This window comes from Kitasatospora papulosa, from assembly GCF_000717245.1.
GTDB lineage: Bacteria > Actinomycetota > Actinomycetes > Streptomycetales > Streptomycetaceae > Streptomyces > Streptomyces papulosus.
In genome coordinates this window covers 50454-75716 of record NZ_JNYQ01000007.1, presented here as the reverse complement: position 1 = coordinate 75716, position 25263 = coordinate 50454, and the positions used below count along the sequence as shown (strand labels likewise).

Annotated in this window: 25 protein-coding genes and 1 pseudogene; 12 read left to right on the top strand and 14 right to left on the bottom strand. The window is 71.8% G+C overall.

What is annotated here, in order from left to right; translation table 11 throughout:
• Positions 1 to 18: 18 nt before the first annotated feature.
• Positions 19 to 1374: a glycoside hydrolase family 5 protein gene (locus tag IA22_RS0120435; protein WP_030124391.1), complete on the bottom strand. Its 1356-nt coding sequence runs from the start codon at positions 1372 to 1374 to the stop codon at positions 19 to 21.
• A 281-nt stretch (positions 1375 to 1655) separates the two neighbouring features.
• Between IA22_RS0120435 and IA22_RS0120430 the strand changes: the two genes are divergently transcribed.
• A complete protein-coding gene (locus tag IA22_RS0120430) occupies positions 1656 to 4013 on the top strand; it encodes a galactose-binding domain-containing protein (protein ID WP_030124390.1) in 2358 nt (785 codons plus the stop codon).
• A gap of 54 nt (positions 4014 to 4067) precedes the next feature.
• On the opposite strand, the gene IA22_RS0120425 is transcribed toward IA22_RS0120430, so the two are convergent.
• From IA22_RS0120425 to IA22_RS0120405, 5 genes are read right to left on the bottom strand one after another with little or no spacing between them, the layout of a single operon-like run.
• Positions 4068 to 5327 carry an ABC transporter substrate-binding protein gene (locus tag IA22_RS0120425; RefSeq protein WP_030124389.1) on the bottom strand — a complete coding sequence of 420 codons (1260 nt, stop codon included), beginning with the start codon at positions 5325 to 5327 and terminating at the stop codon, positions 4068 to 4070.
• Positions 5324 to 6454, bottom strand: a complete 1131-nt coding sequence (locus tag IA22_RS0120420) for a branched-chain amino acid ABC transporter permease (protein WP_014153049.1) — start codon at positions 6452 to 6454, stop codon at positions 5324 to 5326. Before IA22_RS0120420 ends, IA22_RS0120425 begins: the two co-directional genes overlap by 4 nt.
• Positions 6447 to 7337, bottom strand: coding sequence for a branched-chain amino acid ABC transporter permease (locus IA22_RS0120415; RefSeq protein ID WP_014153050.1), 891 nt, complete (start codon positions 7335 to 7337; stop codon positions 6447 to 6449). The genes IA22_RS0120420 and IA22_RS0120415 overlap by 8 nt, the downstream gene beginning before the upstream one ends.
• Complete coding sequence (locus IA22_RS0120410; RefSeq protein WP_030124388.1) at positions 7334 to 8119, bottom strand: ABC transporter ATP-binding protein; 786 nt, start codon at positions 8117 to 8119, stop codon at positions 7334 to 7336. Before IA22_RS0120410 ends, IA22_RS0120415 begins: the two co-directional genes overlap by 4 nt.
• A complete protein-coding gene (locus IA22_RS0120405; RefSeq protein ID WP_030124387.1) occupies positions 8107 to 8904 on the bottom strand; it encodes an ABC transporter ATP-binding protein in 798 nt (265 codons plus the stop codon). Before IA22_RS0120405 ends, IA22_RS0120410 begins: the two co-directional genes overlap by 13 nt.
• Positions 8905 to 9121: 217 nt before the next feature.
• Here IA22_RS0120405 and IA22_RS0120400 point away from each other — a divergent pair, with 217 nt between their 5' ends.
• Positions 9122 to 9841, top strand: coding sequence for a PucR family transcriptional regulator (locus tag IA22_RS0120400; RefSeq protein ID WP_015579474.1), 720 nt, complete (start codon positions 9122 to 9124; stop codon positions 9839 to 9841).
• A 76-nt stretch (positions 9842 to 9917) separates the two neighbouring features.
• On the opposite strand, the gene IA22_RS0120395 is transcribed toward IA22_RS0120400, so the two are convergent.
• Positions 9918 to 11033 (bottom strand): glycerate kinase, encoded by a 1116-nt coding sequence (locus IA22_RS0120395; protein ID WP_030124386.1) that lies wholly within the window; start codon positions 11031 to 11033, stop codon positions 9918 to 9920.
• Between the two features lie 130 nt (positions 11034 to 11163).
• On the opposite strand from IA22_RS0120395, the gene IA22_RS0120390 reads away from it, so the two are divergent.
• A complete protein-coding gene (locus IA22_RS0120390) occupies positions 11164 to 11658 on the top strand; it encodes an NUDIX domain-containing protein (protein WP_030124385.1) in 495 nt (164 codons plus the stop codon).
• A 4-nt stretch (positions 11659 to 11662) separates the two neighbouring features.
• Here IA22_RS0120390 and IA22_RS0120385 read toward each other — a convergent pair whose 3' ends face one another.
• Positions 11663 to 11887, bottom strand: a complete 225-nt coding sequence (locus IA22_RS0120385; protein ID WP_030124384.1) for a type II toxin-antitoxin system VapB family antitoxin — start codon at positions 11885 to 11887, stop codon at positions 11663 to 11665.
• Positions 11888 to 11957: 70 nt separating this feature from the next.
• On the opposite strand from IA22_RS0120385, the gene IA22_RS0120380 reads away from it, so the two are divergent.
• Positions 11958 to 12674: an SIR2 family NAD-dependent protein deacylase gene (locus tag IA22_RS0120380; protein ID WP_030124383.1), complete on the top strand. Its 717-nt coding sequence runs from the start codon at positions 11958 to 11960 to the stop codon at positions 12672 to 12674.
• A 37-nt stretch (positions 12675 to 12711) separates the two neighbouring features.
• Here IA22_RS0120380 and IA22_RS0120375 read toward each other — a convergent pair whose 3' ends face one another.
• The gene (locus IA22_RS0120375; RefSeq protein WP_014153057.1) at positions 12712 to 13122 is read right to left on the bottom strand and encodes a (2Fe-2S) ferredoxin domain-containing protein; all 411 of its coding nucleotides are present in this window, start codon (positions 13120 to 13122) and stop codon (positions 12712 to 12714) included.
• 318 nt (positions 13123 to 13440) lie between these two features.
• Here IA22_RS0120375 and IA22_RS0120370 point away from each other — a divergent pair, with 318 nt between their 5' ends.
• Positions 13441 to 14025, top strand: coding sequence for a TMEM165/GDT1 family protein (locus IA22_RS0120370; RefSeq protein WP_014153058.1), 585 nt, complete (start codon positions 13441 to 13443; stop codon positions 14023 to 14025).
• A gap of 93 nt (positions 14026 to 14118) precedes the next feature.
• Here IA22_RS0120370 and IA22_RS0120365 read toward each other — a convergent pair whose 3' ends face one another.
• Both IA22_RS0120365 and IA22_RS0120360 read right to left on the bottom strand, forming a co-directional pair.
• Complete coding sequence (locus IA22_RS0120365; protein ID WP_014153059.1) at positions 14119 to 14652, bottom strand: methylated-DNA--[protein]-cysteine S-methyltransferase; 534 nt, start codon at positions 14650 to 14652, stop codon at positions 14119 to 14121.
• Positions 14653 to 14669: 17 nt separating this feature from the next.
• The gene (locus IA22_RS0120360) at positions 14670 to 16142 is read right to left on the bottom strand and encodes an AlkA N-terminal domain-containing protein (RefSeq protein ID WP_030124382.1); all 1473 of its coding nucleotides are present in this window, start codon (positions 16140 to 16142) and stop codon (positions 14670 to 14672) included.
• Between the two features lie 309 nt (positions 16143 to 16451).
• Between IA22_RS0120360 and IA22_RS0120355 the strand changes: the two genes are divergently transcribed.
• From IA22_RS0120355 to IA22_RS0120335, 5 genes are all read left to right on the top strand, one after another.
• The gene (locus IA22_RS0120355; RefSeq protein ID WP_030124381.1) at positions 16452 to 17645 is read left to right on the top strand and encodes a right-handed parallel beta-helix repeat-containing protein; all 1194 of its coding nucleotides are present in this window, start codon (positions 16452 to 16454) and stop codon (positions 17643 to 17645) included.
• A 221-nt stretch (positions 17646 to 17866) separates the two neighbouring features.
• On the top strand, positions 17867 to 19189 hold the full coding sequence (locus IA22_RS0120350; RefSeq protein WP_015579465.1) for an ammonium transporter: 1323 nt from the start codon (positions 17867 to 17869) through the stop codon (positions 19187 to 19189).
• Complete coding sequence (locus IA22_RS0120345; RefSeq protein WP_014153063.1) at positions 19186 to 19524, top strand: P-II family nitrogen regulator; 339 nt, start codon at positions 19186 to 19188, stop codon at positions 19522 to 19524. Before IA22_RS0120350 ends, IA22_RS0120345 begins: the two co-directional genes overlap by 4 nt.
• Positions 19525 to 19651: 127 nt before the next feature.
• Complete coding sequence (locus IA22_RS0120340) at positions 19652 to 20275, top strand: SUKH-4 family immunity protein (protein WP_030124380.1); 624 nt, start codon at positions 19652 to 19654, stop codon at positions 20273 to 20275.
• Positions 20276 to 20480: 205 nt separating this feature from the next.
• The gene (locus IA22_RS0120335; protein WP_030124379.1) at positions 20481 to 21311 is read left to right on the top strand and encodes a helix-turn-helix domain-containing protein; all 831 of its coding nucleotides are present in this window, start codon (positions 20481 to 20483) and stop codon (positions 21309 to 21311) included.
• Between the two features lie 9 nt (positions 21312 to 21320).
• Here IA22_RS0120335 and IA22_RS0120330 read toward each other — a convergent pair whose 3' ends face one another.
• Both IA22_RS0120330 and IA22_RS38280 read right to left on the bottom strand, forming a co-directional pair.
• Positions 21321 to 21689 (bottom strand): nuclear transport factor 2 family protein, encoded by a 369-nt coding sequence (locus IA22_RS0120330; protein WP_014153066.1) that lies wholly within the window; start codon positions 21687 to 21689, stop codon positions 21321 to 21323.
• Positions 21690 to 21935: 246 nt separating this feature from the next.
• A pseudogene (locus IA22_RS38280) lies at positions 21936 to 22151 on the bottom strand (cupin domain-containing protein); the annotation flags it as partial.
• Positions 22152 to 22326: 175 nt separating this feature from the next.
• Between IA22_RS38280 and ssuE the strand changes: the two are divergent.
• Entirely contained in the window at positions 22327 to 22884 is a 558-nt protein-coding gene (gene ssuE, locus IA22_RS0120320) for an NADPH-dependent FMN reductase (protein WP_030124377.1), read from the top strand.
• A gap of 4 nt (positions 22885 to 22888) precedes the next feature.
• On the opposite strand, the gene IA22_RS0120315 is transcribed toward ssuE, so the two are convergent.
• Entirely contained in the window at positions 22889 to 24304 is a 1416-nt protein-coding gene (locus tag IA22_RS0120315; RefSeq protein ID WP_030124376.1) for a phytoene desaturase family protein, read from the bottom strand.
• 86 nt (positions 24305 to 24390) lie between these two features.
• On the opposite strand from IA22_RS0120315, the gene IA22_RS0120310 reads away from it, so the two are divergent.
• The gene (locus IA22_RS0120310; protein ID WP_015579458.1) at positions 24391 to 25212 is read left to right on the top strand and encodes a nucleotidyltransferase domain-containing protein; all 822 of its coding nucleotides are present in this window, start codon (positions 24391 to 24393) and stop codon (positions 25210 to 25212) included.
• Positions 25213 to 25263 lie beyond the last annotated feature (51 nt).

Below are 25263 nucleotides of genomic sequence, written 5' to 3'. Positions count from 1 at the left end.
CCCAGGGCGATCGGGGGCTCAGCCGCCGTACAGGTCACCCAGGCTGATGCCTGTGGTGCTGCCCTGGCCGCCGAGCCTGACCTCGTGGTCGAGGCTGACGAACTTCCCACCGGACTGCCACAGGGCCGGCTTGAGCAGCGCGTACTTGGCCTCGTCCCAGGTCGCCCAGTCGTAGCCCAGCAGGCCGCCCGTGTCCCCGGAGTTCGGGTTGATGCACCAGAAGGTCTGGTGGATGCCGTTCTCCACGATCAGATCGCGCAGGGCGGTCATCCACTTCTGGTTGGGACCGTTGTCGAGGTGGCCGCCCCACTCGCCGATGAACAGCGGTGCGATGCCGTCCTTGTGCAGATAGAGCCAGTTGGGGTCCCAGACGTCACGCTCCAGCGTGGTGCGGCTCCACTCTCCCTGGAACCAGGGCTGTTGGTACACGAGCGGGCCGTAGTCGTGCGGGGAGTAGACCAACTGGTCCTGGTGTGAACCGAGTTGTACGGGGTGCTTCCTCGCCCCACGCAGGTTTCCGCCCCACCACATGCCGTGGTAGTCGGCCGCCGAGGTGGAGGACCAGTTCGCCCCGTCCTTGGGGTAGATCTCGATGCCCTCGCACAGCACGAGGACGTGGGGATTGATGGCGAGGATGCGCTTGCCCGCCGTCTCGCAGGTGTACTTGAAGTTGTCCTGGTCCGTGGAACCGTCCCACTTGGCACGGGGGCTGTCCGACTGCTTGCCGTGCGGCTCGTTCTTGACGTCCATCGCGACGAGCGTGTCGTTGTTCCGGTAGCGGGCGGTCACCCACTCCCAGGCGGAGTAGAACTGCTCGGTGGTGATCGCCCCCTTCCACCACACGGGGTGGATGTGGCCGGAGTTGTCGGCCTCCGCACTGTGGACGTCCAGCATCACCTTGATGCCGTACTTCTCCGCGACCCCGAGAAAGGCGTCGAACACCTGCAGGGTGGTCTTGTCCTTGAGTTCGGGGTTGGCCCAGGTGTTGACCGCGCTGGAGGTCGCGGCCTGCCCGTTCTTCCACTCCAGCAGCAGCTGGGTGGAGATCGGGACGCGGAGGATGTTGATGCCGCGCTCCGCCATCTGGCGGGTGATCGTGTCCAGGTTGGCCGACCAGAGCCCGTGGAAGACGCGCTCGGTGGCGTTGAAACCGAACCAGTTGGCCCCGGTGAGCCAGACCTCGCGCCCCTGTTCGTCGACGATCCTGTTGCCCTCGGTGTGCAGCCAGTCCGTCCCGGCCGCGGCGGTCCGTGCCGCGGGGGCCTCGGATGCCGGCCGCGCGGAGACGGGGCCGGACGCCGTCATCAGCAGTGCGGTGGCGGTCGCGGCGGCGGCCAGCGCCGAGCCGAGCCGCTTTCTCGTCCATGGCTTCATCCGTTGTCGCCTTTCATGGCGGTGAGGCGGGCAGATGGGTGGGAGCGCTCCCATTCCGTTGCTCACATGAAGCCAGGAAGACCGAACGCCTGTCAATGGACATGACAACCTTCATCTCCTGAAGCCATATGCCCGCCCCACCCGCTCACTATTCCCACGCGGAGTCGCATATTTGAGCGATCTGAACGAAATCTTGCGCACGACCGTGGACTTCTTTACTGGACTGCTCCTAGCCTGTGGGGCGTCCGAAGAGCCCCACGAGCCGCAAGGACGACCCACACGTGACCCCACCACCCGCTGGACCGCGTCTCCTCAGACGCTCCCTGTCCGCCTCCCTCTCCCTCGCGCTGGCCGCCGCGGGCACCGCGGCCGCGGTCGTACTGGCCGGCGCTCCCCCCGCACAGGCCGCCGCGGTACCCGCACCGTCCCCCGTCGGGATATCCGGCCGAGGTGCCACCGTCCCGTTCAAGGAGCAGGAAGCCGAGTACGCCGCCACCAACGGCTCCCTGATCGGCCCCGACCGTCTCTACGGGTCCCTGCCCTCCGAGGCGTCGGGCCGACAGGCGGTCACGCTCGACTCCGCCGGTGAGTACGTGGAGTTCACGCTCACCGCACCGGCGAACGCGATGACGTTCCGCTATTCGCTACCGGACAACGCGGCGGGGACGGGCCGGGACGCCTCCCTCGACCTCCGTATCAACGGCTCCTCGCTGAAGAGCGTGCCGGTGACGTCGAAGTACGGCTGGTACTACGGGGGTTACCCCTTCAACAACAATCCCGGTGACACCAACCCGCACCACTTCTACGACGAGACCCGGACCATGTTCGGGTCGACCCTGGCCGCCGGTACGAAGGTCCGGCTCCAGGTCACCTCCACCGCGGCCTCGCCGTCGTTCACCATCGACCTGGCGGACTTCGAGCAGGTGGCGGCACCGGTCGGCAAGCCGTCGGGCGCGCTGGACGTGGTGAGCGACTTCGGGGCCGACCCGTCGGGCGCCGCGGACTCCACCGCGAAGATCCAGGCGGCGGTCGACGCGGGCCGCACCCAGGGCAGGGAGGTGTACATCCCGCAGGGCACCTTCAAGGTCCAGGACCACATCGTCGTCGACAAGGTGACCCTGCGCGGCGCGGGCCCCTGGTACAGCGTGCTGACCGGCCGCCACCCCACGGACCGCGGCAAGGCGGTCGGGGTCTACGGGAAGTACTCGGCCCAGGGCGGCAGCAGCAACGTCACCCTCAAGGACTTCGCCATCATCGGCGACATCCGTGAGCGCGAGGACAACGACCAGGTCAACGCCATCGGCGGGGCCATGTCCCACTCGGTCGTCGACAACGTCTGGATGCAGCACACCAAGTGCGGCGCCTGGATGGACGGCCCGATGGACGACTTCACCATCAGGAACAGCCGGATCCTGGACCAGACCGCCGACGGGGTGAACTTCCACTACGGGGTCACGAACTCCACGGTGACCAACACCTTCGTCCGCAACACCGGTGACGACGGTCTGGCGATGTGGGCGGAGAACGTCCCGAACGTGAAGAACAAGTTCACCTTCAACACGGTGATCCTGCCGATCCTGGCCAACAACATCGTGACGTACGGCGGCAGGGACATCACGATCTCCGACAACGTCATGTCGGACACCGTCACCAACGGTGGCGGACTGCACATCGCGAACCGGTACCCGGGTGTCAACTCGGGCCAGGGCACGGCTGTCTCGGGCACGCACACAGCTGCCCGCAACACCCTGATCCGGACCGGGAACAACGACTTCAACTGGCGCTTCGGCGTCGGTGCGATCTGGTTCAGCGGTCTCAACGAGCCGATCAACGGTGCGACGATCAACATCACGGACAGCGAGATCCTGGACAGCTCCTACGCCGCGATCCACCTGATCGAGGGCGCGAGCAACGGGCTGCACTTCGACAACATCAAGATCGACGGGGCCGGCACGTACGCGCTCCAGATCCAGGCTCCGGGCACGGCCTCGTTCAACAAGGTCGTCGCCACCCACATCGCCCAGTCCAACCCGATCCACAACTGCGTCGGAAGCGGTTTCCAGATCACCCAGGGCACCGGCAACTCGGGCTGGTACGCGAACCCGCCGGCCTGCACGGGTGTCTGGCCCGCCCCGGTGTGGACCAACGGCGGTGTCCCCGGGGGCGGCGGTCCCACGGACCCGACCGATCCCCCGGACCCGACGGACCCGCCCGAGGAGACGGGCAACCTCGCGCAGGGGCGGCCGATCACCGAGACCGGCCACGCCGATGTGTACGGCGCGGGCAACGCGGTCGACGGCAACGCCGGCAGCTACTGGGAGAGCCGCAACAACGCGTTCCCGCAGTCCGTCACCGTGGACCTCGGTGCCGCCAAGGCGCTCAAGCGGCTGGTGCTCAGACTGCCCCCGGCCGCCGCCTGGGCGACGCGCACCCAGACGATCGGCGTGACGGGCAGCACCGACAACTCCGCGTACAGCTCACTGAAGGCACCGACGGGGTACACCTTCGACCCGTCGAGCGGCAACACCGCGACGGTGACGCTCACCGGGACGCCGGTGCGGTACCTGCGGCTGACGTTCACCGCGAACACCGGCTGGCCGGCGGGTCAGCTGTCCGAACTGGAGGCCTACACCAGCTGATCGCGCACAAGGACGGGCCCGGCCGAGGCCGGGCCCGTCGCCGGGCGGGGAGGGTCAGGACGCGGGCGTGAAGCTCTCGGCGGCCGGGGCCACCTCGGCCGGACGGACCACCTTGAGTCCGCCGGGGGTCTTGGCGTCGGGCTTCATGACGACCGTCTGCCGGGTGGAGGGCGCGGACGGGTCGGTGAAGTCGTGCGAGATCCCGAAGTCGGCACCGAAGTCCTTGATCGTGAGCAGCGCCTTGTCGACGCCCTCACGGGTCAGGTCCTTCGACTCACAGGCCTTCTTCAGCGCCTCGCCGAAGACGGACGCCGCGTTGTATCCGGCGATGACGCCGTTGTCGAGGCCGTCCTTGGGGTACTTGGCGGTGTACGCCTCGGCCAGTTTCGCCGGGCCGGCTCCGGCGTCACCGATGGGCAGGGTGGAGGCACCGACGTAGTAGTCCTTCTGCAGGGCCGCACCGGCCTGGGTGGCGAGCAGCTGCGGGGCGTACGCCGAGTTGTTGCCGACGACCGGGACGGCGAAGCCGGTGGCCGCGGCGACCCCCACCAGGGAGGCCGCCTGCCTCGGACCCGCGCTGACGATCACCGCCTTCACACCGGCCTGCTTGAGCGCGGAGACCTGGGCGGTCATGTCGTTGTCGGTCGGCTTGATCTTCTGCTCGACGACCGTGAGGCCCGCCTCCTTCGCCGCGTGCTTGGAGCCGGCCAGGGCGTTCTCGCCGTAGTCGCCCTCGAAGTAGACGTGGCCGATCTTGTCGCCCTCGGCGATGCGCTTCTCGTCGAGGAGGAAGTCGATCAGGTTGATCGTCTCGACGTCGTACGTGGCGCCGATGACGCGGACGTACTTGGATCCGACCAGGTTCGCCGACCATGCCTGGGGCAGGACGATGCCCTTGTCCTGGCCGTCGATGCGTGACTCCACCGCGGAGACGAACGGGGAGCCGATGAACTGGGTGAAGCCCAGCACGTCCGGTTCGAGCTCGGTGTAGGCGCCGATCGCCTTCTGCGGGTCGTATCCGTGGTCACGGACGGTCAGTTCGATCTGCCGCCCGCAGATGCCGCCCGCCTTGTTGGTCTCCTCGGCCCAGAGCTGCTGGGCCTGGGTGACGCTCTTGCCCAGGGAGGCGTACACCCCGGTCATGTCGGTCAGGGCACCGAGAGTGATCTTCGAGTCGGTGACGCCTTCGCCGGTCTTCACCCCGCTCTTGTCGGCGGCGCCGTCGTCCGAGGACTTGGCCTTCCCGCTGCATCCCGCGAGGGCGAGGGTGAGGGTGAGAGCCGCCGCGACGGCTCCGACAACACGTGGCTTCATTTCTTCTTCTCCCCTGGAGTCTTCAGACGCGCGATGCCGCCGGGCAGGAACAGGACGACCGCCACGACCGCGGCGCCGTACAGATAGCGGGACGCCTCTCCCGGTGCGATGCCGCCCGTACCGGGGGCGGACACCAGCGGGAGGGAGTCGCTGTAGTGGGTGAGCACCTGTGGGAGCAGCGACACGAACGCGGCGCCGATGACGGCTCCCGCGACGCTGCCCAGCCCGCCGATGACGATCATGGCGAGGTATTCGAGGGACAGGATCATGCCGAAGTACTCCGGCACGGTCCGCTGGAAGACCAGCGCGAGCAGGACGCCCGCGAGGCCCGCGTACATGGAGGACAGGACGAACACGCCCGCCCGGTACCTGGCCACCGGCACCCCCATCACGCCGGCGGCGATCCGGTGGTCACGGATGGCGTTGAGCGCCCGGCCGGGCCTGCCGCGCAGCACCCCGCGGGCGAAGAGCCCGCCGGCCAGAAGGGCTGCCAGGCCCAGGTACCAGAGTTTCTCGGACGACTGGAAGGGCACCGCGGCGACGACCACCTCGGCGTCGTCGAAGGTGAACCCAAAGAGCGAGAGGGGTGGCACCGGGCGGCCGTTGAAGCCGCCCGTGAGCGAACCCGCGTTGAACAGCACGTGCTGGCCGATGAAGATCAGCGCGAGGGTGGCGATACCGAGGTAGGCACCGCTGAGCCGGCCCGCGATGGGGCTGAACAGCCCGCCGGCGGCGCCCGCCAGGAGCACGGCGAGGACGGCGGCGAGCCAGCTGGGCAGGCCCAGCCCGGTGAGGGCGTGGCCGTTCTCCGTGCTGCTCTCCCCCGCCAGGACGCAGTAGCCGTACGCCCCGACCGCGAGGAAGAAGGCGTGCCCCATGGAGAGCTGCCCGGTGGAGCCGGTGAGCAGGTTGAGCCCGATCGCCCCGATCGCGGCGGCCATGGCGAACAGTCCGGCCTGGAGCCAGAAGCGGTCCAGGTAGAAGGGGAACAGGAGCAGCAGGACCGAGCCGGCGAGCCAGAGGTAGGGGGCGGGCCGGCGCAGCCGTCCGGTGAACGGCGTCCCCGCCGCGGGGGGTGCCCCGGCCGTGGCGGCCGGCGCGGTGGCGTCCTTGGTGGCTTCAGACACGGGACAGCTCCTTCGTACCGAAGAGTCCCGCCGGCCGGACGAGCAGGACGACCACCATCACCAGGTACGGCGCGAGGTCTCCGATGCCGCGTCCGAGGAAGGAGAGGTCGCTCTGGTAGCCGGTGGCGAGTGACTCGGTGACGCCGACGACGAGTCCTCCGACGAGTGCCCCGGTCGTCGAGTCGAGACCGCCGAGGATCGCGGCGGGGAACGCCTTGAGCGCGGCGAGTGAGGTGGCCCGTTCCAGGCCCGGGGTCGGGAACACGGTGAGGAAGAGCGCGGCGACGGCGGCGAGTGCCCCGGCGACCGCCCAGGCGGAGAGGGAGACCCTGCCGAGGCGGATGCCCATCAGCGCGGCGGTCTGCGGGTTCTCGGCGGCGGCCCGCATGGAGACGCCCCACGAGGTGAAGCGGAAGGCGAGCAGGAACACCGTGATCAGCAGCCCCGCGACGAGGAACGCCGCGATCCTCGTCTCGGCGAGGGTGACACCCCCGACGGTGACGACGTCGTCGCCCCACGGGTCGCCCAGCGCCATGACGTCCGTCCCCATGCGCCGGACGAGTTCGGTGGTGAGGAGGATGTCCACGCCGATGGTGACGATGGCCAGGACGCTCTGGTCGCTCCCCCGGTAGCGGCGCATGACGAGGAACTCGACCGCCGAACCGACGACGGCCGCGCCCGCGATCCCGACGCCGAGCGCGGGCCAGAAGCCGATGTCGTCGTGGAGCACGGCGGTGACGTATCCGCCCGCCAGGAGCAGTGAGGCGTGGGCGAAGTTGACGACCTCGGTCGCCTTGAAGATGACGACGAAGCCCAGGGCGATCAGTGCGTAGACCGATCCGATGGACAGGCCGCCGAGGAGGAGTTCGATGAAGGTGGTCATTCCTGTGCCCCCAGGTAGGCCTGCACGACGGCCGGGTCGTTCTGCACCTCGGCGGGCGTGCCACCCGCGATCCTGCGTCCGAAGTCGAGTACGGTCACCGCGTCCGCGAGCCGCATCACCACCCCCATGTCGTGCTCGACCATGACGATCGAGATGCCGAGGCTGTCGCGCACACCGGCGACGACGGCCGCGGTGCGGCGGCGCTCGTCGGCGGTCATGCCCGCGATGGGCTCGTCCAGGAGCAGGACCTCGGGCTCCATGCACAGGGCGCGGCCGAGCTCGACGAGCTTCTGCTTGCCGTACGGGAGGGCGCCCGCGGGAAAGTCGAGTTCCTTGTCGAGGCCGATGAACCCCGCGATCTCCCGGACCCGTTCGAGGTGGCGTCGGGCCTCCCGGGTCGCGGAGGGCAGCCTCAGCCCGGCGGCCACGAACCCGGCGCGGGTGAGCCGGTGCCGGCCGAGCATGAGGCTCTCGGCGACGGTGGCGTGCGGCGGCAGGGCCAGGTTCTGGAAGGTACGGGCCACGCCGAGGCCGGCGATCCGGTGCGGGGCGAGTCCGGTGAGTTCGGTGGCACCGAGGTGCACGCTGCCCGAGGTGGCGCGGTAGACGCCGGAGAGCACGTTGAAGGTGGTGGACTTGCCGGCGCCGTTGGGTCCGATGACGGCGTGCACACTGCCCGGTTCGACGGTGAAGGACACCGTGTCGAGGGCGGTGAGCCCGGCGAAGCGCACGGTCACGTCGCGCACGGTGAGAGGGGCCGGGGAGGTCGTCACGCGGACCACCTGCTCAGCGTGCGGGTGATGCCTTCCGCCTGTGCCGCGTCCTCGGCGGCCGTCTCGTCGACGACGCCGAGATAGCGGCGGCGCACCTCGTCGGAGGCGGCGAGCTCGTCGGCGGGGCCGTCGAGCGCGACCTCGCCGACGTCCAGGACGTACGCCGTGGAGGCGAGCCGCAGCGCGATGGCGGCGTTCTGCTCGACGAGCATCACCGAGGTGCCGCCGGCGTTGATCTCCTGGATCGTCTCGGCGATCCTGGCCGCCATCAGCGGGGCGAGGCCGAGGGACGGCTCGTCCAGGAGCAGCAGGCGGGGCGCGGCCATCAGGGCCCGGCCCATGGCCAGCATCTGCTGCTCGCCCCCGGACAGCAGCCCGGCGCGCTGGTGCGCGCGCTGGGCGAGCACCGGGAACAGTTCGTGGACGCGGTGCAGGGCGGTGGCCGCGGCCCTGCGGCCGCCGCGTGCCCCGAGTGCGCCGGCCCGCAGGTTGTCCGCCACCGTCATCCGGGCGAACACCTGCCGGCCTTCCGGTACCTGGATCACTCCGGCCGCCACCACCTCGGCGGGACGCATCCCGTCCAGGGGGCGGCCGTCGAGGCGGATGGTGCCCGTGCCCGTCCCGCGGTGGAAGCCGAGGGTCCGCGACACGGCCCGCAGCAGCGTGGTCTTGCCGGCGCCGTTGCCGCCGAGCACCGCGGTGATCGCACCGGCCGGCACGTCGACGGAGACGTCGCGCAGGGCCCGTACCGGGCCGTAGCCCACGGACAGTTCGCGGATCTCGAGCGTTGCCATGCGTCCTCCTCCTTCCGTCTGGTCGTCGTGGTGCCACAGACCAGCAGCGGGCGGGGCGCGCGTCCACGGCCCCGGGCGCACTCGCTGCGGGTGACCAGTGTTCGAAGGGCCCCGTTGTGCGCGTGCACAGAGGGAGGTGGTGCGCCGCCGTCCCCGGGGCGGCCGGTGGCATCCTCACCAGCCATGGACGGCTCGGCTGCGGGACGGGAGCGACGACATGCGGCGCGGTGACGAGCGGGGCGGAGCGCTGCTCGACGCGCTGCTGGAGGGCCGGCCGGATCCGGGCCTCGCGGCACGTGCGGCGAGCGGTCTGGACCTGCCGGAGCGGGGCCGTTACGCGGTCGCCGTGCTGCGGGCGGGCCTGGGCGGGCCGGCGGGTGTGGCGATGGAGGCGGACGGTCTGCGGTTCCTCCGGCGGAGGCGGGCGGACCGCGAGTGCGTCGTCGTCGCCCTGGGCGACCGGGATCCGGCGGCGCTCGTCGCCCTGTTGGTGCGGTGCTGCCCGGGGCCCGGTGGCATCGGCCCGGTGGCGGACGGCCTGGTGGAGGTGGGGGCCGCGCGCCGGCTGGCCGAACTGGCGCTGCTGACGTGTCCGCCGGGGACGACGGAGATCGTGCGGCTGGAGGACAGGCTTCCCACGGCGCTGGTGGTGAGCCAGCCGGAGCTGTCGGCACGGCTGGTCGCGGACGTCTTCGGCCCGTTGCTGGAGCTGGACCCGGCGGACCGGGCGCTGCTGGTGCGGACGCTGGAGGCGTGGCTGGAGTGCGGCGGTTCGGCGGGGAGGGCGGCGGGGCGCCTGTACTGCCACCGCAACACCGTGCTCAACCGCCTGCGGCGGCTGGAGCGGCTGACCTCGAGGTCGCTGTCACGGCCGCGGGAACTGATCGAGATGATGCTGGCGCTGGACGCCTTCAGGCTGACGGCACCGCACCCGTGAGCCCGCGAAGCCGACTCCTGGGCTGGGTGCCGCACGGTGAGGAGGAGCCCGGCGGACTCCCCCTCGTGACGGTGCGTCAGGAAAGGAAGTCGCGGGCGATCGCCTCGGCCGCGCGTTCCAGCAGGGGCCCGGCCTGCGCCATGCAGACGGCGGGGTCCGGTTCGAGATCCGTGAGGGCGTAGGCCCGGCTGATACCGGCCCGGACGAGGGCCTCCGGCGGCAGGGCGAGGCGTCCGCACACGGCGACGGTCTCCACTCCGGCGGTGCGCGACGCGGCGGCGACGCCCGCCGGAGCCTTGCCGTGCAGTGTCTGTTCGTCGAGCGAGCCCTCGCCGGTCACGACGAGCGTCGCGCGGGCCAGCGCGGGGGCGAAGCCCAGGACGTCGAGCATGACCTCGATGCCGGGCCTGAAGCGTGCGCCGAGCGCGACCAGCGCGCCGTAGCCGATCCCTCCGGCGGCGCCGGCTCCGGGCAGCTCCGCGGTCCCGGGTCCGAGCACGGAGGCGTAGTGGACGAGTGCGGCGTCGAGGACCGCGATGTCGTCCTCGGTGGCCCCCTTCTGGCGTCCGTAGACCTCGGGTGCGCCCTTGGGGCCGGTGAGCGGGTTGTCCACGTCGCTGGCCAGGATCAGGTCGACGTCCGCGAGCCGGGGGTCGAGCCCCGTCAGGTCGGCCTCGGCCAGCTCCGCGAGTGCGGCGCCACCCGCGGCCACGGGCTTGCCGTCGACGTCCAGGAACCGCGCCCCGAGCGCGGAGAGCATGCCCGCGCCACCGTCCGTCGTGGCGCTGCCGCCGACACCGAAGACGATCGTCCGGGCTCCCGCGTCGAGGGCGGCGGCCAGCAGTTCCCCGGAGCCGTACGTCGTCGCCGTGAGCGGGGCGAACTCCCCTGCGGGCAGGTGCTGGAGGCCGGAGGCCTCGGCCATCTCCACCACCGCGGTGGTGTCGCGCACCGCGTACGCCGCCGTGACCGGGGTCCCCAGCGGGCCGGTCACCCGCGCCTCCCGGCGCTCGAACCCGGCTGCCACCGCCGCGGCGACCGTGCCGTCCCCGCCGTCCGCGACGGGCAGGGTCTCCACCCTCGCCCCGGGTACCACGCGCCGCAGCCCGGCCGTCACCCGCTCCGCGACCTGCACGGCCGTCAGCGAGCCCTTGAACTTGTCCGCCGCCACGAGCACGTGGGGGGTCTCCATCACTGCTCCGTCCGTCACCTTGCATCCCTTGCTCTCGAACAGGCAGTCGCGCCGCCCCGACCCTATCGGGACCACCCCTGATCTGCCCATGGCTGTCCGAAACCACGTGCGGGGCCCCTACGCTGCCCCTGTGACCACCTCTGACTACGCCACCTACATCGCAGGACTCCCCCGCGTGCTGGCCGGGGCCGCCACCCTCTTCCGCGACGGGCGGGGGCGGGTCCTGCTCGTCGAGCCGAACTACCGGGAGGGCTGGGCGCTGCCCGGCGGGACCATCGAGTCGGGTGACGGCGAGAGTCCCCGGCAGGCCGCGCGCCGGGAGACGGCGGAGGAGATCGGCCTCGACCTCGCGCCGGGCCGGCTGCTCGCGGTCGACTGGACACGCGGTCCGGCACGTCCTCCGATCGTCGCCTACGTCTACGACGGCGGTGTCCTGGAGCAGGCGCAGTTCGACGCCATCCGGATCCAGGAGGACGAACTCCTCTCCTGGCGGCTGGTGGACCGCGCCGACCTCGCCGGACTCCTGCCGGGCCGGCTGGGGCCGCGTGTCGCCGCGGCGCTGGAGGCACTGGACTCCGGCGAGGGAACGGTCGAACTGGAGGACGGCGCACGGGTCCCGGCGTGAGGGGTCAGCCCTGGGGGTCCTGCGGCCTGGCGTCGGCCTCCCTCCGCGCGTCGTCCTGCGCGGCGGCCCGCGCGTCGTCCTGCGCGGCGGCCCGCGCCTCGGTGCGGTGTCCGCGCGCGATGTAGTCGCGTACGACCGCCTCCACGGCGTCCTGCGGACTGCCGACGCCCGCGAGCACCATGACTTCCACGACGAGTTCCGCGTCCAGACTGACGTTGACCTTGGCCATGGGCCGGACCTTATGGGGTGCCGGCGGAAATGTCATCGCGGCGGGACGGTCCCGTCCGTAGGCTCGGGCCATGACTCTCGTCGCCATCCTCAGCGGCGCCGGCGTCTCCACGGACTCCGGCATTCCCGACTACCGCGGTCCGCAGGGACTCTGGCGGAAGGATCCGGAGGCGGAGAAGCTCGTCACGTACGACTTCTACATGGCCGATCCGGACATCCGGCGCCGCTCCTGGCTGATGCGCCGCGACGCCGGGGCGTGGAACGCCGAACCGAACGCCGCCCATCGTGCGGTGGCCGCGCTCGAACGGTCGGGCACCCCGGTCCGGGTGATCACGCAGAACGTCGACGGACTGCACCAGCGGGCGGGGCTGTCCGCCCGTAAGGTCGTCGAACTCCACGGCACGGCACGCGAGGTGGTCTGCACCCGCTGCCACGCCCGGTCGGAGATGGAGGAGGCGCTGGCCCGGGTCGAGGCGGGGGAAGCGGACCCTCCCTGCTCGGTCTGCGGCGGCGTCCTGAAGCCGGCGACGGTGATGTTCGGCGAGCGCCTGGATCCCCGGGTGCTGGCGGAGGCGATGGCGATCGCCAAGGCGAGCGAGGTGTTCATCGCGGTGGGGACGACGCTCCAGGTGCAGCCCGCGGCCTCGCTGGCGGGTGTCGCGGTGGAACACGGGGCCCGGCTCGTCGTGATGAACGCGGAGCCGACGCCGTACGACGAGCTGGCCGAGGAGACGGTCCGCGAGCCCATCGGGACGGCGCTGCCCGCACTGCTGGCACGGCTGTCCTGACGCGGTCGGGCGGAGCGGAACGCGCCGGCCCGGGGCTCTAGGACTCCTTCTCCTCCAGTCCGGCCCGGATACGGCGGGACGGGCTGAAGGCGTACAGGTCCAGGATCTCCGGCGGGTCCACGATGCCGGGCCCTCCCTGCCCGGCCCACGTGGCGATGTCGGCGACGGCCTGCGGATCGTTGACCAGCCCGAGCCAGACGGGACGGCCGCCGGCGCGGCGGCCCTCGGCCGAGGGCTGCACGACGACGACGTTGCCGTGCTCGCAGGCGTCCAGGCACTCCACCGCCCGCACGGTGGCGGCGCCGTCCAGCGCGCCGCGCAGCTGCGCGAGCTGTCCGGCGTGGTCCACGCCCGGGATCTTCGGGGTGCCGCAGCAGCAGCCCCGGCAGACACTCACCGTGGGCCGGGACGGCCCCGTTCCGGCGGCCTTGCGGGGGCGGCGGCTCATGCGGGGGCACTCCCGGGGACGGTGCGGACGATCACCCCAGGACTGTACCGACCCTCTCAGCCGCAGGTCCGATGGGGTATCGTTGACGGCTGCGAAGGGGAGTAGCCCCGCAAACCGGTCGTCGACACACTGGAGCCCCCGGGTTCCCGGTGGCCGGGCTCGTAGATCCTTACGGGTGGGCGAGACCTTCGGTCAGGTATGACACGCCCGCGCCCTGCGGGCGCCGCCGTCATGCCGGGCCGAGTGGTCCTCCGTAGGAGCCCGAGTGGCGCTTCGCGAAAGGCCCCGGGGCCCGGCTCACACAGAAAGCCACCCGGAATGCATCTCGACCTCCTGGCGATCCTCACCGCCTTCGGCCTGATCTTCCTCGCGGAGCTCCCCGACAAGACGATGTTCGCCTCACTGGCCATGGGCACCCGTATGCGGCCGCTCTACGTCTGGTTCGGCACCTCGTCCGCGTTCATCGTGCACGTCGCCATCGCCGTCGGAGCGGGTGGGCTGATCGGCCTGCTGCCCGACTGGATCGTCAAGCTGGTCTCGGCCGCCCTCTTCGCGTTCGGCGCGTTCATGCTGCTGCGCAGCGGTTCGGGTGACGAGGAGGAGGACGAGGAGGTCAAGACCGTCACGGGGTTCTGGCCTGTCTACTCGACGGCCTTCATGGCGGTGTTCATCAGCGAGTGGGGCGACCTGACCCAGATCACCACCGCGAACCTCGCCGCGAGCAACGGTGCCTGGTCCACGGCCATCGGCTCGGCCGTCGCCCTGATGTCGGTGTCCGCGCTGGCGCTGCTCGCCGGCCGGTTCATCGCCAAGCGGGTGCCGCTGAAGACCGTGCAGCGCATCGGGGGTCTGTGCATGCTCGGTCTGGCGATCTGGTCGGTCGTCGAGATCTTCGTGGGCTGAGCCGTGCGGGCCGGGCAGGGTGCCCGGCCCGGCGGGCCGCACGGAGAACCCGGCCACCGGCGTCCGGAGGAGCGGGGACCCGGCCACCGACGGTCAGAACAGGGCGGGCACCTCGTCCTCGGCGCCCCGCTCGAAGGCGAGCAGGCGTTGCTTGCGGTCCAGGCCACCGCCGTACCCGGTCAGGCTCCCCGTGGCCCCGACGACGCGATGGCAGGGGACGATGATCCCGACCGGGTTCCTGCCGTTGGCGAGGCCCACCGCGCGGGAGGCGCCCGGTTTGCCGAGGTTCTCGGCGAGCTCGCCGTAGGAGCGGGTCTCGCCGTACGGAATGCGCACGAGTTCGGCCCAGACGCTCCGCTGGAACGGGGTGCCGGCCAGGGACAGCGGCAGGTCGAACTCGGTCAGCTCCCCCGCGAAGTAGGCGTCGAGCTGGCGGACGGTCTCGGTGAAGGGCCGCGCGTCGGGTACACCGAAGGTCTCCTCGGCCGGCCGGTGCCGCTGCGCCGTCATGTACAGCCCGGACAGCACGCCGTCGGTCGCCACCAGGGTGAGCGCCCCGTACGGGCTGTCGACGACGGTGTGCCGTCTGGTCGTCGTGGGTGCGTGGGTCGTGGGTGCGGTGCTCATGGTTCGTCCTCACGCCCTCAGGCGGGCAGATGGTTGATGGGATGGTCGTCGACGGTCCACAGGTACTGCACGGCGTACGCCCGCCAGGGGCGCCACCGATCGGCGCGCGCGGTGAGGGCCGCGGGGGTCGCCGGAAGGCCGAGCTGTTCGGCCGCCCTGCGGATCCCGAGGTCGGTGGGGAGGAAGGCGTCCGGGTCCCCGAGGGCGCGCATGGCGACGACCTCGACGGTCCAGGGGCCGAATCCGGGCAGTGCGGCCAGTTCCGTGCGTACGTCCGTCCAGTCGGCGCCCTCCTCCAGCCGCAGGGATCCGTCCGCGAGCGCGGCCACGAGCGTGGTGAGGGTGGTGCGGCGGCTGCGCGGGAGGGCCAGCGCCTCCGGGTCTAGGCCGGCCAGCGCCTCGGAGGTCGGGAAGAGGTGGGTCAGACCGCCTTCGGGGTCCTCCACCGGGATCCCGTGAGCACGCACCAGCCGGGCCGCGTGGGTACGGGCAGCGGCTGTGGAGACCTGCTGCCCGAGCACCGCGCGTACGGCGAACTCCGCCGGGTCGACCGTGCGCGGCACCCTGCGTCCCGGTCCTTCGTCGACCAGCGGCGCGAGCAGCGGATCGGAGCGCAGCTGCTCGTCCACGGCGACCGGGTCGGCGTCCAGGTCCAGGAGTCTGCGGCAGCGGCTGATGGCCTGGGTGAGGTCACGGGGGTCGGTCAGGGAGAGCCGGCAGTCGATGTGGCCGGACTGGGGGGTGAGGGCCACGATGCCGTGTCCGTGCGGGAGGGTGAGGGTGCGGCGGTAGGCGCCGTCACGCCATTCCTCGACCCCGGGCACCGCGGTCGCGGCGAGGTGCCCGAAGAGGTTTCCGGGGGTGAGCGGGGCGCGGTACGGCAGCCGCAGGGAGATGGCCCCGGAGGTCCCCGGTGTCCGGCCTCCTCGTGCCGCGCGGCTCCGCAGTTCGCCGGGAGCGAGGGCGAAGACCTCCCGCACGGTGTCGTTGAACGTGCGGATCGACGAGAACCCGGCGGCGAAGGCGACCTCGGCCATGGGGAGTTCCGTGGTCTCGATGAGGACCCGGGCGGTCTGGGCGCGCTGGGACCTGGCCAGCGCGAGCGGTCCGGCGCCGAGCTCGGCGAGGAGCTGTCGCTCGACCTGCCGGGCGGAGTAGCCGAGCCGGGCGGCGAGCCCCGGCACACCTTCGCGGTCGACGACCCCGTCCTGGATCAGGCGCATGGCCCGGGCGACGGAGTCGGCGCGGGCGTTCCACTCCGGGGAGCCGGGGCTGGTGTCGGGCCTGCACCGCTTGCAGGCGCGGAATCCCGCCTGCTGGCAGGCGGCGGCGCTGGGGTAGAAGGTCATGTTGGCGGCCTTGGGCGGCACGACCGGGCAGCTGGGCCTGCAGTAGATCCGGGTGGTCAGGACCGCGGTGAAGAACCAGCCGTCGAAGCGGGCGTCCTTCGAACGGACGGCCCGCACGCAGCGCTCGGTGTCGTTGTGCATGGTCCAAGCATCGGGCACCGGGAGGTCCGGCGGCTGGCGGAAATCCGACATGGACCTCGCGCGGACCTCCGGCTCGCGTGCGCGTACGCCCTTCACTCGTGTGTACGGCCACGCGGGCGCCGAGAGCCTCATCTTGTTCACATCGATGAACTGGCATCACGTACCTAGGCATTGACGCGCTCACGACAGTGACTCTACGGTCGGAGAAAGCGCTTTCCCCCCACTCGGTGCGGTGCCGGCCTGCTCGCTCGTTCAGACACCCGAACGGACGGGTTGGCGCACCGGCCCCCGACAGGAAGAGCCACCCCCATGCTGAAGAAGCCAGTCATCGCGTGCGTCGGCCTGCTGGCCGGATCGCTCCTCGCCCTGCCCGGCACCATGGCCCTGGCCACCCCCACCGGCCCCGGCTCCGTGGCTGCGGACGCCCTGTACGTGGCACCGTCCGGCAGCGACGGCGCGGCCGGTACGCAGTCCGACCCGACGACCCTCTCCTCGGCGATCGACCGTGTGTCCCCGGGCGGGACGATCTACCTGCGCGGCGGGACGTACGCGTACTCCGAGACGGTCACCATCCCGCCGGGCAACGACGGCACCCCGGCAGCCCGCACGACGCTCGCCGCCTATCCGGACGAGACCCCGGTCCTGGACTTCGCCGCCATGAGTGAGGACCCGGCGAACCGGGGCCTGGCGGTGAACGGCGCCTACTGGCACGTGGACGGCGTCGTCGTCCAGCACGCGGGCGACAACGGGATCTTCGTCGGTGGCAGCAACAACGTCATCGAGCACGTCGTGACGCGCTTCAACCACGACTCGGGCCTGCAGATCTCGCGGATCGCCTCCGACACACCCGACGACGAGTGGCCGGCGAACAACCTCGTCCTGAGTTCGGAATCGCACGACAACGCGGACTCCGACGGCGAGGACGCGGACGGCTTCGCCGCGAAGCTCACGTCAGGCCCCGGGAACGTCTTCCGGTACACCGTGTCCCACAACAACATCGACGACGGCTGGGATCTCTACACCAAGTCGGAGACGGGCCCCATCGGGCCGGTGACCATCGAGGACTCCCTCTCCTACGACAACGGCACCCTCTCCGACGGGACCGTGAACTCCGACGGCGACCGCAACGGCTACAAGCTCGGCGGCGACGGCATCGAGGTCGACCACATCGTCAGGCGCAACATCGCCTACAGCAACGGCCACCACGGATTCACCTACAACAGCAACCCCGGCTCCATGACGGTGTCGGACAACGTCGGTATCGACAACGCCGAGCGCAACTTCTCCTTCGACAAGGGCACTTCGGTGTTCCGGGGCAACGTCTCCTGCCGCGCCGACGACGGTTCCAACGACAAGACCGTGGGTGACGCGGACAGTTCCAACCAGTTCTGGACCGGCTCCGACGGACCGGCGTGCTCCGCGTACTCCGGCGCGATGGACTGGTCCTTCGCCGGCGACGGCTCGCTCGTCGTCACCTTCGGCGGCAGCAGGGTGACGCCGTAGCCGTACGGAGTGAGTCCGTGGTCACCGCGTCCCCGTCGGTCCCTCCGCCCCGGCCGGGCGGACCGGCGGGGGCCCGGCGCCCCCCTCGCGACAGGACGGTGAGGTTTCGGTCACCCCCACGCAATGAAACATGCCGGAAACGCGACGGCGTCCTGCGTGAAACGCACACCCGCGAGTCTCTCCGGGCCGGACCCCACGCCGCCCCGAGGAGGGACCCCCTCTTGACCCCCGTGACCCTGGCCTCGGCAGGCCTCGACACAGGCGACACCGCCTGGCTCCTGGCCGCCACCGCTCTCGTCCTGCTGATGACGCCGGGCCTCGCCCTGTTCTACGGCGGCATGGTCCGCACCAAGAGCGTCCTGAACATGCTGATGATGAGCTTCGTGTCCATCGCGCTGGTCACGGTCGTCTGGCTGGTCGCCGGCTACTCGCTGGCGTTCGGCGACGACGCGTTCGCGGGGCTGATCGGCGGACTCGGCCATGCCGGCATGGTCGGCATCGGTCCCGACGATCTCACCGGCAGCGTACCCACGCTGCTGTTCACCACGTTCCAGCTCACGTTCGCGATCCTCACGGCCGCGCTGATCAGTGGGGCGATCGCGGACCGCATGAAGTTCGCGGCGTGGCTGGTCCTCGTACCGGTGTGGACCCTTCTCGTATACGTTCCCGTCGCCCACTGGGTCTGGGGCCCCGGCGGGTGGATCAAGGATTCGCTCGGCGCCCTGGACTTCGCCGGCGGACTCGTCGTGGAGATCACCTGCGGAGCCTCGGGCCTGGCCCTCGCCCTCGTGATCGGGCCCCGGATCGGCTTCAAGAAGGACGCGATGCGTCCGCACAACCTGCCGATGGTGATGCTCGGCGCGGGTCTGCTGTGGTTCGGCTGGCTCGGGTTCAACGGCGGTTCGGCGCTCGGCGCCAACGGTCTGGCCGCCGCTTCCGTCCTCAACACCCTCGTCGCGGGCTGCACCGGGCTGCTCGGCTGGCTCTTCGTCGAGCAGCGGCGCGACGGGCACCCGACCACCTTCGGCGCGGCGTCCGGCGTCGTCGCAGGCCTGGTGGCGATCACCCCCGCCTGCGGGACCGTGGGCGTGCTCGGCGCCGCGGTCGTCGGACTCGCGGCAGGTGTCGTGTGCTCGTACGCGGTCGCCTGGAAGTTCCGCTTCGACTACGACGACTCCCTGGACGTCGTCGGTGTGCACTTCGTGGGAGGCGTCGTGGGCACCCTGCTCATCGGGCTGTTCGCGACGTCCACGATGACCGGCGGCACGGACGGTCTGTTCTACGGCGGCGGAGCGGGCCAACTCGCCCGGCAGACCGGCGCGGTGCTCGCCGTGGCCGCGTACACCTTCCTGATGACCTACGGGATCGGCAAGGTGATCGACCGGATGATGGGCGTGCGGGCCTCCGAGGAGGAGGAGCTCACGGGCCTCGACCAGACGGTCCACGCGGAGAGCGCCTACGATCACGGCGGCCTGGGTCATGCCACCGCGCAGACGCCGGGTCATTCCGTACTTCGCCTCCAGGACAGGAGCACCGCCCCATGAAGCTCATCACCGCGGTCGTGAAGCCGCACCGCCTCGACGAGGTGAAGACCGCGCTGCAGGAACTCGGCGTGAACGGGATGACCGTCACGGAGGCCAGCGGGTACGGGCGCCAGCACGGCCACACCGAGGTTTACCGGGGCGCCGAGTACCGGGTGGACCTGGTCCCCAAGATCCGTATGGAGGTGCTGGTCGAGGACGCGGACGCGGAGGCGGTCCTGGACGCGGTGGTCCGCGCCGCCCGCACCGGCAAGATCGGCGACGGCAAGGTGTGGGCGGTGCCGGTGGAGACCGTTGTCCGGGTCCGGACGGGCGAGCGGGGGCCGGACGCCCTGTAGGACCGCCCGCACGACGGAGCCCGGGTTCTCCGCGGGCTCCGCGGTCTGCGAGGCTGTCGCGGTGGCCGGTCCCGTCCACCACGAGTCCCACGGCGGGCGTGGCACCGCCGGGTTCGGAGGCCCCGCCGTGCTTTTCGACATCACTCGCGGCGGACTCGCCGGCGTCTTCGGCGAGGACCGGCTGGTGACCCTGCCGGCGACCGCCTTTCCGCCCGCCGCCGCCGGCACCGAGGGCGCCCGTCTCCTGCAGGCCGTCGGGGTCCCCGCAGGGACGCTCTGGCTGCGTGAGCACGACACCGGAGGGCTGCCGCTCGTCGGGGACGTCATCCATGTCGAGGACGTCGAGGACGCCCCCGAGGGTGCGGGCGCATGGCCCGTCATCGGCTGGCTGCTCAACGCCCATCTGGCCCTCGACCCCGGTTCCGGCGCGGTCCACGCCTTCGACCCCGACGAGGAGGCCGTCCAGCAGCTCCACGCGGACGTGTCCTCCCTCGTCCAGGTCGGTCTCCTGTTCCAGCGCCTGCTGGAGGAGTTCAGCTTCGACGACGACAGCGACGAGGAGGCCGGCTTCGAACGCCTGGACCGCGAGGTCGAGCGTGTCCGTCGGGAGACGAGCGCCGTCGACCCGCTCCCCTTCCAGGACGACGAGACCGTCTGGTCGGTGATCGGCGACGAGATCGCCGCGGGGCAGCACTTCAGGGGCGACAGCCCGGGAGCGCGTTCGCTCCGAGCGCGTTCGCTCCGGGGATGACCGCCGACCGGGTCTACGTGGCACCCCCGGTGCGCGCACGGTTGCCCGGCGTTCCCTGACCGTGGGCAGGGGCGCACATCACCGGCGGCGGATCCGTCGCAGTCGTGTCCGGGGGACCGTCGCGAGACCACCGGGGCACCACTCTCCCGGCATTCCACGGGTACCGCCGTCCGGATCGGCTACCGTCCTGAACATGACGACTGCCATGACCAGGACGGTCGATGACCCGAAGGCGGGGAGCCTGCTGCGGGGCTGGCGCAAGCTGCGCGGGCTGAGCCAGCTCGAACTGGCCCTGCGGGCCGACAGTTCCGCACGCCACATCAGCTTCATCGAGACCGGCAGGTCCACGCCGAGCCGTTCCATGGTGCTGCACCTGGCCGAGCACCTCGACGTCCCCGTGCGCGAGCGCAACGCGCTCCTCATGGCGGCGGGTCACGCCCCCTCGTACCCGGAGACGTCCCTGACCGCCCCGGAGATGACGACGCTCCGCGCCGGCCTGGATCAGCTGCTGACGGCCTACGAGCCCTTCCCCGCCCTGGTGATGAACGGGATGTACGACGTGGTGGCCGCCAACAAGGGCGTCGGAATGCTGCTCGACGGGGTGGCCGGTCACCTGCTGCGGCCCCCCTTGAACGCCATGCGCCTGACCCTGCACCCGGAGGGCCTGGCCCCGCGGATCCGCAATCTGGGCGAGTGGCGCGCCCATCTGCTGGAACGGATGGACCGGCAGGCCACGTTGCGCTCCTCGGACGCGCTGCGCGGCCTGTACAAGGAGGTAGCCGCCTATCCGGCGCCCGCCGACGACCCCCGCACCGGCCCGGACGGGCGACCGGAAGCCCGAACGCACTTGCAGGAAGCGGCTGTTCACCCCTTCGCCCTACCGCTCCGCATCGAGGCAGGGGGGCGGGTGCTGTCGTTCGTCTCGACGGCCACGACGTTCAACACCCCGATGGACGTGACCGTCTCCGAGCTGGCCGTCGAGACGTTCCTGCCCGCCGACCCGGAGACGGCCGCCGCGCTCCGGGCGGCGCACTGAGGGGAGGGCTCACGCCTCCGGCAGGCGGTCCAGGAAGCCCGCGACGCTGCTGATACGGCCGTCCTCGGCGAGCGTGATCACGTCGAAGCCGGCCGCGGGAGAGGATCCGTCGGCGGTGGATACCAGGTCCCAGGTGAAGCGCACGAGGTCGTGGTGCGCGTCCGGCGTGCCGGTGAGCTGGAACCTGAATCCGGGGAACTGCTGGTGGGCGCCGGTGATCGCCGCCGTGATCCCGTCGTGGCCCCTGGCCTCGACCAGCGGGTCGGTGTAGGTGCCGTCCTCGCTGAACGCCGAGGCGACCGCCTTGACGAGATCCTCGGGGGTGGCGGCGTTCCAGGCGGCGAAGTAGCGCTCGACCGCGTCCTGGTGGAGAGTCACGGCGGTGTCCTTTCGTCGGTACGGGCGCACCCGGGCGGGGCGTCCCCGCAGGGCGGCGCTCCGCGCCTCCTCGGCGCGAGGCCCGGCCGGACGACGGCGGTCCGTCGGCCGCTCGTCGCCCTGCCCTGCACACCGGCAGCGTGCCGCACGGCTCCCAGGGGGTCGATTACCACTGAGGTAATCCCGCGCTTCGCACCGAGCCACGCCCGGGTCCGCCGCAGCGGCGGAAGCCGGGCGCCCGCCCGGTCAGTCGCTCGCCGCGCCCGGGTCCAGGGCGTACAGGCGCGGCAGGTTGACCACGATCGCCTCCTGGGTGCTGCGGGCGATGACGACCACGGCCTCCTCGTCCGGGTCCGGGTTCTCCTCGCGGTGCGGGACGAACGGCGGCACGAAGACGTAGTCGCCCGGTGAGGTCCGCAGCCGCACCTCCTGCGGCTCGTCCCCCGAGTCGTCGACGAAGAGGCCCGGTACGTCCCCTCCGTGGCCGCGGAGATCGTCACCTTCCTGGAGACCCTGCGCGACGGACTGGTGCCGGTGGTCACGGCCGGTCCGAGCGCGTGGTGAGCACTCCCGGCGCCGGCGGCCTCCGGCACCGCCGCCCTTCCTGACCGCAGAGACCCGTAGAGAGAGGTCCACCATGGCAAAGATCCTGTCCGTCTCCGGCAGCCCCTCCGCCACCTCCCGCACCGCACGTCTCCTGCGCCACCTGGACGACCGGCTCCGGCAGCACGGTCACGACGTGACGCCCCTGGACGTGCGCACCCTTCCCGCAGACGCGCTGTTCGGCGCCGACTTCGGGCATCCGGCCGTCGTCGAGGCCACGGCGCTCTTCGGCGACGCGGACGGCGTGGTCATCGGCACGCCCGTCTACAAGGCCGCGTACTCGGGGCTGCTGAAGACACTGCTGGATCTCCTCCCGCAGTACGCGCTGACCGGCAAGACCGTGCTCCCGCTGGCCCCCGGGGGCAGCACCGCGCACGTGCTGGCGATCGACTACGCGCTGCGTCCGGTTCTGAGCTCCATGGGCGCGGCGCACATCGTGCCGGGCTGGTTCACGCTCGACAAGGACATCACCACCGGCGACGACGGCACGCTGGCCGTCGCCCCCGGCACGGCCGAGGCCCTCGCCCATGTCACGGACACCTTCTCCCGGGTGCTGGGCGGGCGTACGGCGGTGCTGGCCGCGACGGGCTGAGCGCTCACGCCCCCCGCAGGCGCCGCCACACCGCCTTGGCCGCGTGGTGCCCGGACATGCCGTGCACACCGGGGCCGGGCGGGGTGGCCGACGAGCAGAGGAAGACCGCGGGGTGCGCGGTGGCGTAGGGCACGCGGGCGAGCCGGGGCCGGATCACGGTCTGGAGCCCGGCGAACGCGCCGGTGGCGATGTCACCGCCGACGTAGTTGGCGTTGCGCACCGCGAGCCGGGGCGGTCCGGCGACCGCCCGTGCCAGGACCAGGTCGCGGAACCCGGGCGCGAAGCGCTCCAGCTGGCGCTCGACGACCTCGGTGGCGTCGCCCTCCCAGCCGGCCGGGACGTGCCCGTACGCCCAGAAGACGTGGCGTCCTTCGGGGGCGCGTCCCGGGTCGACGAGGCTGGGCTGCGCGGTGATCAGGAACGGGACACTCGGGTCGCGCCCGGCCACGGCCGCGCGCAGGGCCGCGTCGATCTCGGTGGCCGAGGGGCCGACGTGGACGGTCCCGGCCCGCCGGGCCTCCTCGGAGGTCCAGGGCACGGGGCCCGAGAGGGCGTAATCGATCTTGAAGCAGGAGGGACCGTAGCGGTAGTGGTCGTACGCGCCGCCGAGACCCGCGATCCGGGCGAGCGCCGTGGGCGAGGTGTCGAAGACGTAGGCGCGGGCGGGCGGGAGTTCGTCGAGGCGCTTGACCTCGATGCCCGTGCGGATGGTGCCGCCCTGCTCGCGCAGGAACGACGCGAGGGCGTCGGAGATCGCCTGTGAGCCGCCACGCGGCACCGGCCAGCCGTTCTCGTGCGCGGCGAGCGCGAAGAGGAGGGCGATCCCTCCGGTGGCGAAGCCGCTGGTGGGCGCGATGGCGTGGGCGGCGAGGCCGGCGATCAAGCCGCGCGCCTTCTCCCCCCGGAAACGACGGGAGAGCAGCGCGGCGGGCTGTATCGCGTCCAGCCCGAAACGGGCCCAGCGGTAGGGGTCCCGGGGCAGGCCGTCCCACGGAGTGCGCAGGAAGTCCTCGGCGAGGGTGTCCCAGTGGCCGGTGAAGGGCGAGACCAGTCTGCGGTAGGCGCCCGCGTCCTGGGGGCCCAGCGACATGGCGCTCTCCCCGACGGACCGGGTGAGCACGGCGGCGGTGCCGTCCGGGAAGGGGTGGGCGAGGGACAGCTGCGGCTGGAGCCATTCGAGGCCGTACCGCGCGAGCGGCATCGCCCTGAAGGCGGGGGATCCGACGGCCAGTGGGTGCACGGCGGAACACGGGTCGTGGCGGAAGCCCGGCAGGGTCAGTTCCTCGGTGCGCGCGCCGCCGCCGACGGTCTCCCCCGCCTCGAACAACTCCACGGCGAAGCCGCGGCGGGCCAGTTCGACCGCGGCGGTCAGCCCGTTGGGGCCCGCACCCACGACGACTGCATCCAGCATCGATGGCACCTTCGGACTCCTTTGTCAGCCGGTGGCCGGGGGACCCAGGATATTCGGGGGCGGGGACGACGGACCCCCGGGTAGCCTCTCGCACGATGAACGACGCGTGCGCACCCTCTCCCCTCGTCCGCGCGATGGCTTCCCGACTGGCCCGGTCGCCCTCGGTCGAGGCCGTCGTCCTGGGCGGGAGCAGGGCCCGCGGCACGCACCGCCCCGACTCCGACTGGGATCTGGGCGTCTACTACCGGGGCACCCCGGACCTGGCCGCCCTCACCGCCCTGGCGTCCGAGGCCCAGGGGGCGCCGGCCGAGGTCGCGGGGCCGGGGGGCTGGGGCCCCTGGGTGAACGGCGGGGCGTGGCTGACCGTGGACGGTGTCGCCGTCGACTGGATCCTGCGCGACCTGGACCGGGTGGAGTCGGTGTGGTCGGACTGCCGGGCCGGCCGCTTCGAGGTGGGGACGCAGCCCGGCCACCCGTTGGGCTTCTGGTCGCCCTGCTACGTGGGAGAGGTCGCGCTGGGCCAGGTGCTCGACGACCCGCGGGGAGAGCTGACCGCCCTTCAGGAGGCGGTGCGCACCTATCCCGAACCGCTGCGCCGCGCTCTGACCGGGGCGGTGTGGGAGGCGGACTTCTCCGTGGCCTCCGCGCGCAAGTCGGCGCCGTCCGGGGACACGCTCCATGTGGCGCTCTGCCTGTCGAAGGCCTTCGGGATCCTCGCCCAGGTCCTGCACGCCCACCACCGCGTCTGGTGCCTGAACGAGAAGGGCGCGCTCGCTGCCGCCGCAGCCCTGCCGGACGCCCCGTCGGACTTCGCGGACCGGGTGTCGGCGGCCCTGCGCGGCCTGGACGCCGAGGCGGTGGAGGCGGCGGCGGATGTCGTACGCGAGGTGCGGGCCGTACTGGACGACGCCTCCTGACGGTACGACGGGGGCGTACGCCCGTCCGGGGCGGACGTCACCGCACGCCGC

What these genes read in the sequence shown, in the direction of transcription:
- ssuE (WP_030124377.1), top strand. Translation starts at nt 22,327, where the DNA reads ATGGCAAAGATCCTGTCCGTCTCCGGCAGCCCCTCCGCCACCTCCCGC.
- IA22_RS0120385 (WP_030124384.1), bottom strand. Translation starts at nt 11,887, where the DNA reads ATGGCCAAGGTCAACGTCAGTCTGGACGCGGAACTCGTCGTGGAAGTC.
- IA22_RS0120405 (WP_030124387.1), bottom strand. Translation starts at nt 8,904, where the DNA reads ATGGCAACGCTCGAGATCCGCGAACTGTCCGTGGGCTACGGCCCGGTA.
- IA22_RS0120370 (WP_014153058.1), top strand. Translation starts at nt 13,441, where the DNA reads ATGCATCTCGACCTCCTGGCGATCCTCACCGCCTTCGGCCTGATCTTC.
- IA22_RS0120365 (WP_014153059.1), bottom strand. Translation starts at nt 14,652, where the DNA reads ATGAGCACCGCACCCACGACCCACGCACCCACGACGACCAGACGGCAC.
- IA22_RS0120435 (WP_030124391.1), bottom strand. Translation starts at nt 1,374, where the DNA reads ATGAAGCCATGGACGAGAAAGCGGCTCGGCTCGGCGCTGGCCGCCGCC.
- IA22_RS0120310 (WP_015579458.1), top strand. Translation starts at nt 24,391, where the DNA reads ATGAACGACGCGTGCGCACCCTCTCCCCTCGTCCGCGCGATGGCTTCC.
- IA22_RS0120400 (WP_015579474.1), top strand. Translation starts at nt 9,122, where the DNA reads ATGCGGCGCGGTGACGAGCGGGGCGGAGCGCTGCTCGACGCGCTGCTG.
- IA22_RS0120360 (WP_030124382.1), bottom strand. Translation starts at nt 16,142, where the DNA reads ATGCACAACGACACCGAGCGCTGCGTGCGGGCCGTCCGTTCGAAGGAC.
- IA22_RS0120395 (WP_030124386.1), bottom strand. Translation starts at nt 11,033, where the DNA reads ATGGAGACCCCCCACGTGCTCGTGGCGGCGGACAAGTTCAAGGGCTCG.
- IA22_RS0120425 (WP_030124389.1), bottom strand. Translation starts at nt 5,327, where the DNA reads ATGAAGCCACGTGTTGTCGGAGCCGTCGCGGCGGCTCTCACCCTCACC.
- IA22_RS0120375 (WP_014153057.1), bottom strand. Translation starts at nt 13,122, where the DNA reads ATGAGCCGCCGCCCCCGCAAGGCCGCCGGAACGGGGCCGTCCCGGCCC.
- IA22_RS0120380 (WP_030124383.1), top strand. Translation starts at nt 11,958, where the DNA reads ATGACTCTCGTCGCCATCCTCAGCGGCGCCGGCGTCTCCACGGACTCC.
- IA22_RS0120335 (WP_030124379.1), top strand. Translation starts at nt 20,481, where the DNA reads ATGACCAGGACGGTCGATGACCCGAAGGCGGGGAGCCTGCTGCGGGGC.
- IA22_RS0120355 (WP_030124381.1), top strand. Translation starts at nt 16,452, where the DNA reads ATGCTGAAGAAGCCAGTCATCGCGTGCGTCGGCCTGCTGGCCGGATCG.
- IA22_RS0120345 (WP_014153063.1), top strand. Translation starts at nt 19,186, where the DNA reads ATGAAGCTCATCACCGCGGTCGTGAAGCCGCACCGCCTCGACGAGGTG.
- IA22_RS0120415 (WP_014153050.1), bottom strand. Translation starts at nt 7,337, where the DNA reads ATGACCACCTTCATCGAACTCCTCCTCGGCGGCCTGTCCATCGGATCG.